Raw genomic sequence first — 15,605 nt, 5'->3', positions numbered from 1 at the left:
TGCTGACGAACGGGGACGACACACCAACTGTGCGTCAACTGACATGTCCGGCCAGTCGCGGAGGTTGCGGGCCGCGTTGTGGTCGCGGTCCACGATTTCATCGGTATGGAGGCACATCAGGTGTTTGTCGATCCGGTGTTTACCGGTCAGCCGGCAGGGTGTGCCGTCGGGTCGGTGGCAGCCGTGGTGGATCTGGCTGGATGGGAACCAGCGATCTGCCACGGTCAGCGTGGCGCCGTAGCGGGCGGTCTTGTAGGCCAGCTGCGGCCTGATCGCTCCCATCGCGGCATCGGAGATGGCCCGGCGGAACGCCCGCCGGCCCATGCCCTGTTTCATCGCGGCCACGTCGAGGTCCTCGATCACGACGTGGCCGTAGCTGCCTGCCAGCTCGGTGCTGAGCTGATGGGCTGCTTCCCGCCGTAGGTGCACACAGCGGCGGTCGAGGCGGACCAGCTTGGCTTTCGCTTGATGCCATCCTCGGGAGCCGGGTATGCGGCGGGAAAGTTCACGTCCGGCCCGACGGCGCGCGGTCAGCGTCGCCTTCAGCGGGGCCGGATTCGGGAATTCGCTCAGTGTCTGCTCACCGGTGGCGGTGTCGATGGTGGCGACGGTGGCGAGGGTCCGCACCCCCAGATCCACCCCCGCCCGCACCGAGGGCTGACTCACGCAACGAGAGGTGGCCGGGGTGCGCAGCGCGTAGCTGACCGACACGAACAACCGACCCCACTGCTCCGAGAGGGTCATGTTCAGGATCCGCGCGCGCCCGGTGGCAACATGTCGTTGCACGCATCGGGTGTTCTCCTTGGATCGCAGCCCGCCGATCACCGGCACGGTAATGGTTCTACGGTCGGGCTCCACCCGCATGGCCCCGGTAGTAAAACGAACCCGACCGTGATCACGCCGCGCGGACTTGAACCGCGGGAATCCCAACCGCCTGCCTTTGCGTTTCCCGGTCTTGCTGGCCTTCCAATTCCTCAGCGCGGTCTCCAGGTCGGCCAGCCCGGTGGAGTACGCCTCTTTCGAGTTGTCCGCCCACCACGGCGCGACGTCGTGCTTGGCGTGGTTCCACGCCTTGCGCAGCGCGGCCTGCGTCCACTCGATGGACTCGTGGCCCGGGACGAGCGTCTTGGCGTCCATGTCGGCTTTGACCTGTCCCAGGCCCCAGTTGAACGCCTTGCGTCGCGCACCGAAATGAGCCCGCACAAGCCCTGCCCGTCCCGGATCGGTGGGCCACTCGACCTCGAACTTCGCCGCGGTCACCGTCCAACCGGTCGGCACCGGCTCGCCGGGGGTTCCTGCATCGGCATAACCGAGGGCATCACCGGAATACAGGGCGAACAGAACCGACACCGACTCCACCGCCGCCCGGTGCGCCTCGAAATCCGGTCCCACATCGACCAGCCGCGACAACTTGGCCGTGCCGTCCCGACTGGGCTTACCGGGCAGCTGCACGCCACTGGTCAGCGTGGCCACCCGCGCTGCCTGCCCGCAAGTGCGCATCCCCACAATCACCGCGTCAGCCCACCACTTCCAGTAGGGGCGCAAATACCGGCACAACTACGCCATCCCCGAGGCCGATGTGGTGGATCCGGGCAGCGTGGAGCGCCCCGGCCGCCCAGCCGTCGGTGTCGCCACGGTCCTTCATCGCCCGCAGATACGCCTCGGCCAACTCCAGCTCATCGGCTTCCCGCGCAGCCCGGCGAGGGTGCAGCACAGCGTCCCGGTTATCCATAGCAGTCATCATCGCCACCAGCACCGACAAACACTGCCGGCCCGACATCGCGTTACGCACACCCGAGCGCTCCGATCGCCGGTTTCGCGCCGACCCGCGACCATACAGACGTGCGCACAACGAGGTCAGCACCTCAACCACGTCGCACACCACATCGTCGGTGACCTCACCGCAATCCAGCACGACCAGCCCACGGCCATGCGCGGACAACGCCGCCTCCACCAGCTCGGTGTTCATCCGCCCCAACCGATCCCGACGCTCCACCGCCACCGTCGCCACCCGCGGATCAGCCAACAACCGGCGCACCTTCCGCCGAGCACCGTTCATGCCCGACCCAACCTCAGCCTCGACGCGCACCACAGCCCAACCAGACTGGGACACCCATTCACTCAACCGCGCCATCGGTCCAGATCATCACGCTGATCATCGCCCGACACCCGGGCGTACAAGCCCACACCAGCGACAAGCCCTCCCTCGCCGACACCCGGGCTCACCAACACCGTGCGCCGATTCACCCGAACCGCCAGCACAAGTAGTGCTCCCTCCCGAAACCAGCGGTACGCGGTCTGCGGATGTACACCCTGCGACCGCGCCTACTCAGTCAGGTTCACCGCACCAGCCCCCACTCACCAGCACACACCTTCGCTCACTATCGCGCCAGCAGTTGGCACCCTGCAGCAACCCCAGATCCCGCACCCGTCGCTTCCCGGCCCGCCACCGATTCCTCCACCCATTGCACGATGCTGCGTACTCCGTCGGTCTCGCCAATGTCTCCGAGTGGGGTGTCAGCGGATGGCAGCCGAAGTCGACTCCGACCGCGCCGGACAGGTTCGCCACCATGCCGTCCAAGTCGATGGCGTCGTCGAGTTCGGCCTGCTTGCGCCGGACTTCGGATTCGGCGCCGCCAGTTGCACCCAGTGCTCGAGTGAATTGAAGTTGGTCTGGCCGGCCTCCGGTTGGCGCCACACTCCCTGCAGGATGTGGGAGGTGGTGTTCATCACGAACGCCGAGAAGTGCAGTGGTGGAGCGGACATGGGCTCAGCGTCGCGTGCACGAGCGTTCCCGCAAAGGCTTTCACTCGTGCTGCGCGCATCCTGAACGGGGCATGCCCCGCCAACGGGCCACCAGCGGAAATGTGTTCCGTTGCGCCGCAGTTCATTCTGCGTCGACCGTTAATCATCAACACGAGCAAGACGGTGGGCCGATTCGCGACCGATGCATACGGTGATGGCTCAAGCTCGAGGGAAGGTACGGACCAGGTCATGACACCGGATGGCACCGGCGACGAACGCCGCGTTGTCGACTCCTTGCTCGAGCGCCTCGACACCTACGGGCTCGGCCGTCGGCAGTTCGTGAAACTGCTGGCAGGTAGCGCGGCGGCGCTGGCAGCGGCGGGCACGCTGACCGCGGTCGGCCGCCGCGATGCGGCGAGCACCGGCGCGGTCGCCTACACCGACGGGCAGTTCGCGCTACTGAACTGGTCCTCAACAGGTGACTACCAGGTGCAATGGGCGAAGGCCTACCAGGACGCCGCCCGCCAGCTGGGCTACAAGAGCGTGGTGCTCGACGGCAAGAGCGACGCCGCGGTGCAGTCCAACCAGTTCAATCAGTTGCTCACCCAGAAGACCACCGCCATCTTCGTCGGGCTGAACGATGCGGGTGCGCTACCGACGCTGGCGCACGACGCCAACGATCGTGGCGTGTTGTTCCAGGCCGCCTGGAATTCGCCGGCCTGGTACACGCCATGGCACAGCGACGCCGACGGTGACAAGTACAACACCTTCCTCATGCCCGACGAGTACATCGCGGTCGGCAAGGCCGTCGACGTGCTGGCCAAGAAGATCGGCGAGGAAGGCACGGTCGTCCGTGTCGGCGGCTACTACCCGTCGATCGACGGCTGCGAGGTCCAGCGCCGGCTGGCGGTATACGACACGCTGAAGAAGTACCCGAAGATCCGGTTCGCCGGTGAGCTGCACGCGAAGTACGACGTGGACCTCTCGCAGCGGGCGGCCTCGTCGCTGCTGGCCCGGTACCCGGACACGGTCGGGATCGTGGCGGTCAACGACGACGTGGCCACCGGGGTGGTGGCCGGCATCGAGGCGGCAGGCAAGGTGCCCGGCAAGGACGTGTTCGTGGTCGGGGCCAACGGTTCGACCGCAGGCATCGACCGGATCGTGGCGGGCACCCAGCTGGTCACCACCGGAAACGTGCCCGCCTACCCGTCGTTCGTGACGCTGGCCCAGTTCCACGACCGGCTGCGGGGCTGGAAGCCGGAGCCGGCCGAACGCTTCTACGGCTGGCACGCCGAGATCATCACCCAAGAGAACGTCCAGCCGTTCAAGGCACGCTACGTCGACGGCCCGATCGGTGAGTCGTTCGACGTGCGTCTGCTGTCACGCACCGAGCATCCAAACGATTTCGACCTGCAGTTCGACGGCTATCCGGTTGAGGATCTCGCGACGATCTGGCCAGAGGTACCCAAGCCCAAGGGATTTCAGTACCCCGATGCTTATCTGCTGGCGCAGCGCAACGGAGACTTCGACCGGATTCGCGCGCTGTACAAGGAGCATTACCGCTCACCGGTTCTTGGCCCATCGCCGTACGGGAAGGGGCAAGCATGAGCGCCAAGGCCGAGCCCCGGCTGCAGGCAACGGGAATCGTCAAGTCGTTCGGCGCCAATCGCGCGCTCAAGGGCGTCGACCTGACCGTCGGTGGCGGTGAGGTCCTCGGGTTGATCGGCGAGAACGGCGCAGGCAAGAGCACGATCCTCAACGTCGTGTCCGGAGTCCTGCCCTTCGACTCGGGCACGTTACGTCTGGACGGCCGGGAGATCGCGCCGAAGTCCTATCAGGAGGCCAACCGACTCGGCATCTTCCGAGTGTTCCAGGAACCTGCACTGGTGGACTCCCTGGACGTCTACGAGAATGTGTTCTTCGGTTGGGAGCACCTGTTCCGTTCCCGCAGTGGCGGTCTCGACCATCGGAGGTTGCGTCGGGCCGCGACGGAGGCATTGCACGACGCCGGGGTGGATGGCATCGACGTCGCCCTGCCGACCAGTCGTCTCACGCCCGGCCAGAAGCAGAGCCTGGACATCGCCCGGGTCACCGCGCTTGCCCGGTTGTTGGAGGTCGAGCGGCCAGTGGTGCTCTTCGACGAGCCGACGACGGCCCTGGACCAGGAGCACGAGGACAACTTCCTGCGGCTGCTGCAACGACTGCGCGGGGTGGCCGCCGTCGTCTTCGTGTCGCATCGGTTGCCCGAGATCATGGAGACGACCGACCGGATCACCGTGTTCAAGGACGGCGAGTCGGTGGCCGACCGGCCGACCGCGGGAACCGACGAGAACGAATTGCACCGCCTGATGGTCGGTCGGGTGCGGACGGAGAACTACTACCGAGAGCACGTTCAACGCGACGTCCCCGCAGCCACGCCACCCCGGCTGGTCGTCGAGTCCGTCGCCGGTGCAGGCGTTCTGCTCGACGCTTCGCTGGAGGTGGCGCCGGGGGAGATCATCGGCCTTGCCGGCACGGAGGGATCCGGCAAGCGGGTGCTCGGCGAGATCATCGCCGGCGTGGTGCGGCCGTCGGCAGGCCGGGTGCTGGTGAACGGGCAGGAGGTCACCGGCACGATCGGCGACCACGTTCGGGCGGGCATCGCCTACGTGCCACCCGATCGCGCCGACAAGGGCCTGATCACGTCGGCGTCGGTCGTTGACAACATCCAGCTCGCCTCGCTGCACGACCGATTTGCGACCCGCCGTGTCGGGCTATGGGCCGTCGGACGCGCCAGGAAGGTGGCGCAGCGCTACGTCGACGAGCTGGGCATCGTCGCCGAGAGCATCGACGCACCGGTGTCCTCGCTGTCCGGAGGCAATGCGCAGAAGGTACTGATCGCCAAATGGCTTCTGCGCCAACCCGATGTGCTGGTGCTCGACGAACCAACCCAGGGCGTGGACACCGGGGCCCGCGAGGGCATCTACGACCTGTTGCGCCAGGTCGCGGCGGCGGGCACCACGGTGGTCCTGGTCAGCGACGACCTGCCGGAACTGATCGGATTGTCCAATCGCATCGCGGTGATCACCGGTGGGCGACTGACGGCGATCGTCGACGCGCCCCCAAGCGACAAACCCAACGAACACGACCTGGTCGCCCGAATGATCCCAGGCGCCAACACAACCCAAGCCACTCCTACGACCGTCGGATGATGCCATGACCACTGAACTGACCCCCGTGCTCCCCTCCGTCGACGTCCCGCCGGTCACCGTCGGCACGCCACGCACGAAGCTGCTGGACCGCGTCAACGTCGTACGCGACGTGCTGCCGCTGGCAGCGCTGCTCGCACTCGTCGTGTACTTCTCGGTCCGCGCGGAGGCATTCCTGACCGCGGCCAACCTCACCCTGATCAGCGGTCAGGCCGGCATCCTGCTGCTCGCCTCGCTCGGCGCGACGCTGGTGATCGTCGCGGGCAGCGTCGATCTGTCGGTCGGGTCCATTGCGCTGCTGACCGGCGCCGTGCTGGCGTCGCTGATCAATGCAGGCATCGGCAACCCGGTCGTCGTGCTGCTCGTCGCAGTCGCGGTGGGCGCCGCGATCGGTCTGCTCAACGGGGTGGTGTTCGCCTACGGCCGGGTCCCGTCGTTCATCGCGACGCTGGGCACGCTGTCGCTGTTCGCCGGGATCGGGTTGACCATCCTGGAAGGCAGCACGATCAACTTCACCAACCAGGGCATCCGTGACCTGGCGATCGGGCAGTTCATCCCGAACGTCCAGAATGCGGCGCTGATCGCGCTGGTAGCGCTGGGCGTGGTCTGGTTCTTCGCGCGCCGCACCAGGTTTGGCCTCTACGTCTACGCGATCGGCGGCAACGAACGGGTGGTCGAGCTCGCCGGTGTGCGCACGCGGCGGGTCAAGGTGCTCATCCTCATCGTCTCCGGCATCACGGCCGGCCTGGCCGGGCTGCTGCTCACCGCCCAGCTGGGTGCGGCCGGACCGACACTGGGTTCGACGATCCTGCTGGACTCGGTGGCCGCCATCGTCATCGGGGGGACCGCACTGTCGGGCGGCGTTGGCGGTGTCGGCCGCACCGTGCTTGGCGTGCTGATCCTGACGGTTCTGTCCAACGGGCTCAACCAGATCGGTGCAGCCGACTACACCCAGACGATCATCAAGGGCCTGGTGATCATCGTCGCCGCGGTGTTCACCATGGCCTCGCAGCGCAAGCTCATCGTGAAGTGACGGCGGAGCCGATGCTTAGTAGCCGGCGACCTCGATGACCGCATCGGCGAACTGACGTGGCGCCTCCTGCGGCACGTTGTGCCCGATGCCGTCCAGAACGCGGTGGCTGTATCTGCCGGTGAACTGCTGCCGGTAGGCCTTGCCGTCCTCGGCCGGCCCGTCGAAGTCGCTGGACACCGTGATCGTCGGCACGGTGATGACCGGTTTGGCGGCGAGGCGGTCCTCCAGTTCCTGGAACTGAGGCTGGCCGGGAGCCAGGCTCTGACGCCACCGGTAGTTGTGGATGACGATTTCGACGTGGTCGGGGTTGGCGAACGCCGCAGCGCTTCGGTCGTAGGTGGCGTCGTCGAACGACCAGGTTGGTGAGGCGTTCTTCCAGATCAACTCGTTGAAGTCGTGGGTGTTCTCCTGGTAGCCCTGTCTACCTCGTTCGGTGGCGAAGTAGTACTGGTACCACCAGCCGTATTCCGCTTGGGGCGGAAGCGGTTTCAGATTGGCCTCGAGGTTGACGATGATGTAGCCGCTGACGGCGACCAGCGCCCGGCAGCGGTCGGGCCACAGGGCCGCGACGATATCCGCCGAACGGGCGCCCCAGTCGAACCCGCCGATGATGGCACTCGGAATGTCCAAGGCGTCCATCAACGCGATGACGTCGGTCGCGACGGCAGCTTGCTGGCCGTTGCGGACTTCTGCGTCGGACAGGAACGTCGTGCTACCGAAGCCGCGGAGGTACGGGACGATGACGCGGAAGCCGCGCTCGGCCAGCGTCGGCGCGACGTCGACGTAGCTGTGGATGTCGTATGGCCAGCCGTGCAGCAGGATGACGGGCGGGCCGTCGGCAGGACCGTCCTCGGCGTAGCCGATGTTGAGCACGCCGGCGTCGACCTGCTTGTAGGACCGGAACGCCGTGTGGCCCGCCGGGGCGGCAGTCGCCGTTGGCGTGGATGCGTAGGCGGCCATCGTGGCTCCGGCCGCCGCAAGGCCCACCATCTGGGAGAAGTCTCGTCTGCTGATCATGCTGAATGTCCTGGTGTTTCAGCATCGACAACGAGGAGTGGGTGCACCATGAACCCATAGTCATGCAGGGGTCTCGATTAGTTCAACTCCGCAGACCGAGGATCGGTTCGGATTCGACGAGGCCTTCGTCGCTCGGGCTGACGCCTTCCCCGAAGACGCGTTCGGCTTGGCGGGCCCGGAGTTCCTGGTGAGCCTCGGAGGGCTTGTCGTAGCCGTAGCGGGCGCGGGCTAGTGCCGGCGAGACGATCTCCGGGTTCACCGGGGGTACGCCGAGAAGGACGGGCGCCGCGACGGGAACCGTCATGGGTGAGAGGAGCTGCAGGAGTGCGAGCTGGAAGCGTGCGCTGAGGTGCACGACGTGGAACGCGGTCCACAGCAACGGGCGGATGGCCAAGTCGGTTGTGCGGCGCTGGCGAAGGCCGCTCATCTCGCGCATCCACCGCGGCATGGTCGAGATCGTGCCCGCGCGCAGAGCCCGGGTGGAAAGTGATGCGACGGGTCGGGCAATGAGTGGCATCGGCGGCAGCATGACGTCGGCCTGGAGTAGGTGGTTCATCGCCTGCACCGCAATGTCGCTGCCGACGAGCTGGGGCCGCATCCGATCGAAGTAGGCGCGGATGCCCTCGCGTGTGCGAGGTACGTCGTCGGGGGAGCAGGTCTGGAGTTCGGCTGCTGTGGCGCACTCGTCCCAGTAGCGGCCCTCCTCCTCGGGTGTCAGGGGGCCAGGTCCGAACTTCTCGTAGGCAATGAGGATGGAATGCCAGGCGGTGAGGTGGATCCACAGCTGGGAGGCCGGGTTGTTCGCGTCGTAGCGCTTACCGCCGTACGGCTCCGTCCCGATCGCCTTGGAGTGAATCTTCACCAGGACGTCGGCGACGTTGGACGTCTCGCGGGAACCACCGAACGCGACCATCGCGAAGTACCGCAATGTGCGGTCGTAGCGGGTGCGCGGCCGCTTGTAGATGTCGTGAGTCTTGTCGACGGCGGCGACGAGGTCTGGGTCGAGTTCCTCGATCACGACTGCGCGCTGAAAACCGACCGTGAGGCCAGTCGGGTAGCTCCACACTTTCCAGGTCACCGAGTCGGGGCCGAAGAATCCGTAGTCCTCGTGCGGCTCGACGTTACCGCGCGTCATCATCGCCAGGAAGGCCCGTCGACCTTGTTTCTGCTTGTCGGAACCGGTGTCGGCAGGTGCCGCAGCGAGGCCGCGTGGTTTCCGGGTCATCGGATGCTCCTTTGCAGTGGATCGGCGCTGTCGTATAGCCGGTACTCACGGTACTGTATACCAAGGGTATCAACCGGAGTCCAGGTCAGTGCGAGACGGGGAGGTCAGAATGCTGCCGACAACCGGCATTCCCGAGAGCTTGGCCTGGTTCGGCTACATCGGACGTCGCGGGGCGGTGGAAGTCTTAGCGTTCAACGTATTTCGCCTACTCGACGGGATAGCGGTCGCGCAGCTTGAGCAGCGTCGCTTCGATTCCGCGCGCGTTGGCCTTCGTGAAACCCATCCGGTCGTAGTACTTCAGCCGGTCCTTGATGGCGCCGGCGTCGCGGTAGTCGAACGTCTCGGTCACGCGGGTGCGACGCGGGCCCACCTCTTCGAACTCCCAACGCCAGTGATGGCCCACCGGGTGGCGCCACTCGATCAACGAATCGGGTGTGATGGCGGTGATGGTGCTGGTGATCCGATACGGCACGCCGAACATCCGCATCTTGGTCGTGAATCGGCTGCCCGCGTTGAGCTCTGCGGGCGCCCTCGCGTTGTCGATCACCGTGCCAGAGCCGTCGAGTTCGGGGTGGCGACGCGGGTCGGCGACGATCGCGAACAGCTCGCTCGTGGGCGCGCCTACCTCGACGGATCTGCAGACCCGGCCCGGACCGGCGTCCACGACGGTCACGGTTGGGATCGGTGCTGCCATGTGGATAGCTCTCTCGTCACTACGTCGGGTCGCGGTTTCGGGCCCTATCGGTAGAACGCAATCGCCGTCGGGAAGGTTCAGTCGTGAGACGTCGACGCGTCGTAGATCGCTTGGATCGCCTGATCCAGCGTGGCGTCGAACTCCGCGTCGGACTGTTGGGCCGACAGCCCCTCGGTGAGCGCGCGGCTGAAACTGGCGATGAGGCCGGTGTTCTGGGCCAGCAGCGCGTCGGCCTCATCCCGTGAATAGCCTCCCGACAGCGCCACGACGCGCATCACCCTGGGGTGTTCGATCAGCGGCGCGTAATGATCGGGCACCGTCGGCAGTGAGAGTTTGAGCATCACCTGTTGGTCGGCGGGGACGTCGTCGAGGTGTTTGGCGATGACGTCGCGCAGGAGGTCCTCTGCGGCGGCCTTGTCCGGGATGGTGATGGTGACTTCTGGCTCGAGGATCGGGATCAGGCCGTACGCGAGGACCCGGTGCGCCAGCTCGAACTGCTGCTCGACGATTGCGGCGATGCCCGCTGCATTGGATCCGCCGATGACTGATCGCTCCTTGGTCCCGAATATGCCGTTCTGCACGGCACGGGCCAGCAGGTCGTCCAATCCTGGTATCGGCTTCATCAGCTGAACGTCGTCGTCCGCGTCGGCCACACCCTTGTCGATCTTCAGGAACGGCACGACTCCCTTGTCGGCCCAGAGGAAGGCCGCAGACGGCTTGCCCTCGATCTCACGATCCATCGTCTGTTCGAACAGGATCGCCGCCAGAACGCGGTCGCCGCCGAACACTGGCGAGGTGATGATCCGGGAACGCATCTGGTGGATCAGGTCGAACATCTCCGCGTCGGAGGAGTACGAGCCTTCCTCGATCCCGTACAGACGCAGGGCCTTCGGTGTCGATCCACCGCTCTGATCGAGCGCGGCGATGAAGCCCTCGCCCGTCCGCATCCGCTCGGCCTGCTGCTGGTTCGTCATCGCGCCGTCCAATCGCCGGAACTCGGTGCCCTCGTCTCCAGGTGCGAGGATAGCGACCGGGCCAGATCAGCTGCGGGCATATCGTGGGACGCATGACCGTCCTCGAGTCACCCATCCCACGGTTTCACCTGGCGATACCGGTCGACGACCTGGCCGCCGCCGCCCAGTTCTACGGGGAGGTGCTCGGCCTCGAGCAGGGGCGCAGCGCCGAGACGTGGGTGGATTGGAATCTCACTGGCCACCAGCTGGTCACCCACCTCGCGCCGGAACGGATTCGTCCCATCCACAACCCGGTCGACGGGCACGACGTCCCGGTCCCGCACTTCGGCCTGATTCTCAGCGTGCCGGGGTTTCAGGCGCTCGCCGGCCGGTTGAAGGGCGCCGCTGTGGAGTTCGTCATCGAGCCCTATGTCCGGTTCGAGGGTGAAACGGGCGAGCAGTGGACCATGTTCCTGCTCGATCCCGCCGGAAACGCTTTGGAGTTCAAGGCTTTTGCCGACGACTCCCAGGTCTTCGCGGCCTGATATGCGCGTCGTCATCGCAGGGGGACACGGCAAGATCGCGCTGGCACTCGAGCGGCTACTGTCGCAGCGCGGCGACTCCGTCGCGGGCCTGATCCGCAATCCGGCGCAGGCCTCGGACCTGGAAGCCGCTGGCGCCGAAGCCATCGTCGTGGATCTGGAGAACTCCTCGGTCGAGGAGGTGGCCCGACACGTGCGCGGGGCCGACGCCGTGGTGTTCGCCGCGGGTGCGGGGCCCGGCAGCGGCGCCGCCCGCAAGGAGACGGTCGATCGGGCCGCCGCGGTGTTGCTCGCCGATGCCGCGATCGAGGCCGGCGTCCGGCGGTATCTGATGATCTCCGCGATGGGCGCCGACCGGCGTGCCGACGACGAAACGTCCGACCCGGTCTTCGCCGCCTACTTGCGCGCCAAGGCGGCCGCGGACGAGGAAGTGCTGGCCCGGGCAGAGCTGCGGACGACGGTCGTGCGACCAGGTCATCTCACCGACGAGTCCGGCACCGGTCGCGTCTTCCTAGCGCCGTCCACCGGGCGCGGCAGCGTGCCTCGACGGGACGTCGCAGCCGTACTGATGGCGGTGTTGGACGCGCCGGAAACGGCGGGGCACACGTTCGAATTGATCAGCGGCGACACCCCGATCGCAGAAGCCGTGGCGGCCGTCGTTCGCTAGCGCCGCCACTGCGAACCGGAGTAGTTCTCCCACGGGCTGTAGTCGGCGATCAGGTCTTCCTGCGGCGGCCGTTGGTCCTCCGGCACGTGTTGCAGGTTGATCCGGATGCGGTACCAGATCGAGCTGGGCCCGCGCATGCCGTCGACCAGAACGTCGACCGGCTGCAGTCTTTCCGCCGCTGCGGGGTAGCGCTCGCGCCAGACGTCCAGCGCGGCCATCGCCTCGTTCTTCGTCTTGGTCTTGGCGATCTCGATGAGTGGCATCGTCGATTCTCGACGACCGTCCTTGGTGCGGCGCGCGCCCTTGGGCGCCTTCTCGGCGGGCCCGAGTTCCTTCGCCCGTTCCAGCAGCGCGTCCAACCCGCCGGGCGCATCGTCCATGCCCTCCCACGGATCGCCCATCCCGGCGAACCGCTCGGGCACGGTCGACAGCGTGAACGCCTCGGGCGAGCAGTCCGGAACCTCGTCCCACCGCAGCGGTGTGGACACCCGGGCGTCGGGCGTCGCACGCACCGAGTACGCCGAGGCCACGGTACGGTCCTTGGCGTTCTGGTTGAAGTCGACGAAGACCCGCTCGCCCCGCTCTTCCTTCCACCACCGGCTGGTCGCGAGATCAGGAGCCCGGAGTTCGACCTCGCGTGCGATGGTCTCGGCCGCCAACCGCACCTGCTTGTACGGCCAGTGCCGTTCGATGCGGGCGTAGATGTGGAAGCCCTTCGATCCCGAAGTCTTCGGCCATGCGGTCAGCCCGTGGTCCTCCAGCACCTCCCGGGCCACCAACGCCACGTCGACGATCTGGCGCCACCCGACGCCGGGCATCGGATCGAGGTCGACGCGCAGTTCGTCGGGGTGCTCCAGGTCATCGGCCAGCACGGGATGCGGGTTGAGGTCGACGCAGCCCAGGTTGACCGCCCATGCCAGGCCTGCGGCGTCGTGCAGGACGGCCTCCTTCGCCGAGGTGCCCGAGGCGTACTTGAGCTCGGCGACGTCGATCCAGTCGGGACGTTTCTCCGGCGCCCGTTTCTGGAACACCGCTTCTTCGGTGATGCCCTTGATGAATCGCTTGAGGATCATCGGGCGCCCCGAGACGCCGCGCAGGGCGCCGTCGGCGACGGCGAGGTAGTACTCGATCAGATCCAGCTTGGTCACGCCCGCGTCAGGGAAGACGACCTTGTCCGGGTGGGTGATCGCCAGCGTGCGTTCGCCCACCTCCAGGGACAGCGAAGACGCCATGCGGCAATGTTAGTTGTGCCCGGCGGGGGCGAGCGAAGCGACGGGATGTGCTGGTGGGGGGCGAGCGAAGCGACGGGATGTGCCGGTGAGTGCGACGGCCGTCACATATTGTGGGGACCATGCCCAAGCTAACCGAGCTTCCGTTGCAGGCAGCGGTCAAGGTCCAGGAGTCCGTCGGGAAATATCTAGCGCGGGGCTCGGCCGAACTGCACTACGCCATCAAGATGTTCGAGGCGGGCGCATTCAAGCTCGAACCGCCGCAGAACGTCGCCGCCATGGTCGCCGACATCCGGCGGTGGGGCGAATTCGGCATGATCCCCGCACTGAACGCCCGGCGCACGCCCAACCGCACCGCCATCATCGACGACGACGGCGAGATGACCTTCAAGGAACTCGACGACGCCGCCAACGCGGTTGCCAACGGCCTGCTCGCGATCGGCGTGAAGGGTGGCGACGGCCTGGCCCTGCTGATCCGCAACCACCGGTGGTTCCTGATCGCGCTCTACGGCGCCGCCCGGGTCGGTGTCCGGATCATCCTGCTCAACAGTGAGTTCTCCGGCCCGCAGATCAAGGAGGTCTCCGAGCGCGAGGGCGCGAAGCTGATCATCTTCGACGACGAGTACACCGCCGCGGTGTCGGCGGCCGAACCGCCGCTGGGCAGGCTGCGCGCCTTGCCGACCAACCCGGACAACGACGAGCCGTCGCAGAGCACCGACGAGACGCTCGCCGACCTGATCGCCCGCAGCAGGCCCATCCCGCCGCCGAAGGCGACCGCGCACTCCAAGATCATCATCCTGACCAGCGGCACGACGGGAACCCCCAAGGGTGCCAATCGCAGCACCCCGCCGTCGCTGGCACCCATCGGCGGCGTGCTGTCGCACGTCCCGTTCAGGTCCGGCGAGGTGACGGCACTGCCCGCGCCCATGTTCCACGCGCTGGGCTTCCTGCACGCCACCATCGCGATGATGCTGGGCAGCACGCTGGTGTTGCGCCGCCGGTTCAAGCCCGCCAACGTGCTCGCCGACATCGAGAAGCACAAGGTGACGGCCGTCGTCGTGGTTCCCGTCATGCTGTCGCGGATCCTCGACGCGTTCGACGGCATGGAGCGCAAGCCGGACCTGTCCAGCCTGCGGATCGTGTTCGTCTCCGGTTCTCAGCTGGGCGCGGAACTGGCCACCAGGGCGCTCAAGGATCTGGGCCCCGTCATCTACAACCTGTACGGGTCGACGGAGATCGCCTTCGCCACCATCGCAAGGCCCAAGGACCTGTCGATCAACCCGGCAACGGTGGGACCGGTGGTCAAGGGCGTGACGGTCAAGCTCTTCGACGACAACGGCAACGAGGTCGCCCAGGGCGAGGTGGGCCGGATCTTCGTCGGCAACACCTTCCCGTTCGAGGGCTACACCGGCGGCGGCGGAAAGCAGATCATCGACGGACTCATGTCGTCCGGCGACGTCGGCTACTTCGACGAGCACGGCCTGCTCTACGTCAGCGGGCGCGACGACGAGATGATCGTCTCCGGCGGTGAGAACGTGTTCCCCGCCGAGATCGAGGACCTGATCAGCGGCCACCCCGAGGTCATCGAGGCCACCGCACTCGGCGTCGAGGACAAGGACTGGGGCCACCGGCTACGCGCGTTCGTCGTCAAGGCCGAAGGGGCCAGCGTCGACGAGGACACCATCAAGACCTACGTCCGTGACCACTTGGCGCGCTACAAGGTGCCGCGCGAGGTGATCTTCCTCGACGAATTGCCGCGCAACCCGACGGGCAAGATCCTCAAGCGGGAGCTACGCGACCTCGACGTGTAGAGGTCCGGTGTAGCCCCCGCCGAGCCTCGATCAGGTCTGCGGCGTGGCGCCAAGCTCGCGCTGGAGGTCGGGCTTCATCGCCTGCAGCTGTGCGCCCCAGTAGCCCCAGTCGTGCGTGCCGGTATCCGGGAAGTTGAACACGGCGTTCTTGCCGCCCGCGGCGATGTAGTTGTCCTGGAACGTCTTGTTGGTGCGGATGGTCAGGCCTTCGAGGAACTTGGCGGGCACGTTGTCCCCGCCGAGGTCACCAGGGTTGCCGCTCCCGCAGTACACCCAGAGGCGGGTGTTGTTGGCGACCAGCTTCGCGATGTTGACCATCGGGTCGTTGCGCTTCCAGGCGCTGTTCGGGTCTTCCGTTGGGCCCCACATGTCGTTCGCCTTGTAGCCGCCCGCGTCACCCATCGACATGTTGATCAGGAACGGCCATGACCCCTCGGAGGGGTTCAGGAAGCCGGACAGCGACGCCGCGTACGGGAACTGCTCGGGGTGGTACATCGCCAA

Annotated in this window: 13 protein-coding genes and 2 pseudogenes; 6 read left to right on the top strand and 9 right to left on the bottom strand. The window is 66.7% G+C overall.

The features are described 5' to 3' along the window. The 3 genes and pseudogenes from tnpB to QOC69_RS19860 all read right to left on the bottom strand — a co-directional run. On the bottom strand, nt 1-1,512 hold a 1,512-nt coding region (gene tnpB / locus QOC69_RS19870; protein WP_526442713.1), incomplete at its 3' end, for an IS607 family element RNA-guided endonuclease TnpB. 298 nt (nt 1,513-1,810) lie between these two features. Then, nucleotides 1,811-2,325: pseudogene (locus QOC69_RS19865) on the bottom strand (IS607 family transposase); the annotation flags it as partial. 309 nt (nt 2,326-2,634) lie between these two features. Next, nucleotides 2,635-2,766: pseudogene (locus tag QOC69_RS19860) on the bottom strand (LLM class flavin-dependent oxidoreductase); the annotation flags it as partial. 228 nt (nt 2,767-2,994) lie between these two features. Between QOC69_RS19860 and QOC69_RS19855 the strand changes: the two are divergent. Genes QOC69_RS19855 through QOC69_RS19845 form a run of 3 tightly spaced genes read left to right on the top strand, consistent with a single transcriptional unit; the run spans nt 2,995 to nt 6,966 of the window. Then, nucleotides 2,995-4,353 carry a sugar ABC transporter substrate-binding protein gene (locus tag QOC69_RS19855; RefSeq protein ID WP_526442711.1) on the top strand — a complete coding sequence of 453 codons (1,359 nt, stop codon included), beginning with the start codon at nt 2,995-2,997 and terminating at the stop codon, nt 4,351-4,353. Continuing rightward, nucleotides 4,350-5,936 carry a sugar ABC transporter ATP-binding protein gene (locus tag QOC69_RS19850; RefSeq protein WP_526442709.1) on the top strand — a complete coding sequence of 529 codons (1,587 nt, stop codon included), beginning with the start codon at nt 4,350-4,352 and terminating at the stop codon, nt 5,934-5,936. The genes QOC69_RS19855 and QOC69_RS19850 overlap by 4 nt, the downstream gene beginning before the upstream one ends. Before the next feature lie 4 nt (nt 5,937-5,940). Then, on the top strand, nt 5,941-6,966 hold the full coding sequence (locus QOC69_RS19845) for an ABC transporter permease (RefSeq protein WP_526442707.1): 1,026 nt from the start codon (nt 5,941-5,943) through the stop codon (nt 6,964-6,966). 15 nt (nt 6,967-6,981) lie between these two features. Here QOC69_RS19845 and QOC69_RS19840 read toward each other — a convergent pair whose 3' ends face one another. From QOC69_RS19840 to QOC69_RS19825, 4 genes are all read right to left on the bottom strand, one after another. Further along, complete coding sequence (locus QOC69_RS19840; RefSeq protein ID WP_526442705.1) at nt 6,982-7,983, bottom strand: alpha/beta fold hydrolase; 1,002 nt, start codon at nt 7,981-7,983, stop codon at nt 6,982-6,984. Between the two features lie 82 nt (nt 7,984-8,065). After that, nucleotides 8,066-9,121, bottom strand: a complete 1,056-nt coding sequence (locus tag QOC69_RS19835; RefSeq protein ID WP_526442715.1) for an oxygenase MpaB family protein — start codon at nt 9,119-9,121, stop codon at nt 8,066-8,068. Between the two features lie 292 nt (nt 9,122-9,413). After that, a complete protein-coding gene (locus QOC69_RS19830) occupies nt 9,414-9,902 on the bottom strand; it encodes an SRPBCC family protein (RefSeq protein WP_526442703.1) in 489 nt (162 codons plus the stop codon). Nucleotides 9,903-9,979: 77 nt separating this feature from the next. Then, nucleotides 9,980-10,876 carry a fructose bisphosphate aldolase gene (locus QOC69_RS19825; RefSeq protein WP_526442701.1) on the bottom strand — a complete coding sequence of 299 codons (897 nt, stop codon included), beginning with the start codon at nt 10,874-10,876 and terminating at the stop codon, nt 9,980-9,982. A 92-nt stretch (nt 10,877-10,968) separates the two neighbouring features. On the opposite strand from QOC69_RS19825, the gene QOC69_RS19820 reads away from it, so the two are divergent. Beyond that, entirely contained in the window at nt 10,969-11,400 is a 432-nt protein-coding gene (locus tag QOC69_RS19820) for a VOC family protein (RefSeq protein ID WP_526442699.1), read from the top strand. A gap of 1 nt (nt 11,401) precedes the next feature. Next, the gene (locus QOC69_RS19815; protein ID WP_526442697.1) at nt 11,402-12,064 is read left to right on the top strand and encodes an NAD(P)H-binding protein; all 663 of its coding nucleotides are present in this window, start codon (nt 11,402-11,404) and stop codon (nt 12,062-12,064) included. On the opposite strand, the gene ligD is transcribed toward QOC69_RS19815, so the two are convergent. Then, the gene (gene ligD, locus QOC69_RS19810) at nt 12,061-13,296 is read right to left on the bottom strand and encodes a non-homologous end-joining DNA ligase (RefSeq protein WP_526442695.1); all 1,236 of its coding nucleotides are present in this window, start codon (nt 13,294-13,296) and stop codon (nt 12,061-12,063) included. The two genes, QOC69_RS19815 and ligD, sit on opposite strands and share 4 nt — an antisense overlap. Nucleotides 13,297-13,415: 119 nt before the next feature. Between ligD and fadD2 the strand changes: the two genes are divergently transcribed. Further along, entirely contained in the window at nt 13,416-15,104 is a 1,689-nt protein-coding gene (gene fadD2 / locus QOC69_RS19805) for a long-chain-fatty-acid--CoA ligase FadD2 (RefSeq protein ID WP_526442693.1), read from the top strand. 30 nt (nt 15,105-15,134) lie between these two features. Here the strand turns inward: fadD2 and QOC69_RS19800 are convergent. Further along, nucleotides 15,135-15,605, bottom strand: a 471-nt coding sequence (locus QOC69_RS19800; protein ID WP_526442691.1) for an alpha/beta hydrolase-fold protein, incomplete at its 5' end; no start/stop codon positions are given.

The organism is Mycobacterium sp., from assembly GCF_032162105.1.
Lineage (GTDB): Bacteria > Actinomycetota > Actinomycetes > Mycobacteriales > Mycobacteriaceae > Mycobacterium.
The sequence above is the reverse complement of the archived record's forward strand: the minus strand, read 5'-3'. Positions and strand labels throughout refer to the sequence as shown.

Excerpts from the sequence above, each read along its gene's own strand:
- QOC69_RS19855 (WP_526442711.1), top strand. The coding sequence starts at position 2,995 with ATGACACCGGATGGCACCGGCGACGAACGCCGCGTTGTCGACTCCTTG.
- QOC69_RS19850 (WP_526442709.1), top strand. The coding sequence starts at position 4,350 with ATGAGCGCCAAGGCCGAGCCCCGGCTGCAGGCAACGGGAATCGTCAAG.
- QOC69_RS19845 (WP_526442707.1), top strand. The coding sequence starts at position 5,941 with ATGACCACTGAACTGACCCCCGTGCTCCCCTCCGTCGACGTCCCGCCG.
- QOC69_RS19840 (WP_526442705.1), bottom strand. The coding sequence starts at position 7,983 with ATGATCAGCAGACGAGACTTCTCCCAGATGGTGGGCCTTGCGGCGGCC.
- QOC69_RS19835 (WP_526442715.1), bottom strand. The coding sequence starts at position 9,121 with ATGATGACGCGCGGTAACGTCGAGCCGCACGAGGACTACGGATTCTTC.
- QOC69_RS19830 (WP_526442703.1), bottom strand. The coding sequence starts at position 9,902 with ATGGCAGCACCGATCCCAACCGTGACCGTCGTGGACGCCGGTCCGGGC.
- QOC69_RS19825 (WP_526442701.1), bottom strand. The coding sequence starts at position 10,876 with ATGACGAACCAGCAGCAGGCCGAGCGGATGCGGACGGGCGAGGGCTTC.
- QOC69_RS19820 (WP_526442699.1), top strand. The coding sequence starts at position 10,969 with ATGACCGTCCTCGAGTCACCCATCCCACGGTTTCACCTGGCGATACCG.
- QOC69_RS19815 (WP_526442697.1), top strand. The coding sequence starts at position 11,402 with ATGCGCGTCGTCATCGCAGGGGGACACGGCAAGATCGCGCTGGCACTC.
- ligD (WP_526442695.1), bottom strand. The coding sequence starts at position 13,296 with ATGGCGTCTTCGCTGTCCCTGGAGGTGGGCGAACGCACGCTGGCGATC.
- fadD2 (WP_526442693.1), top strand. The coding sequence starts at position 13,416 with ATGCCCAAGCTAACCGAGCTTCCGTTGCAGGCAGCGGTCAAGGTCCAG.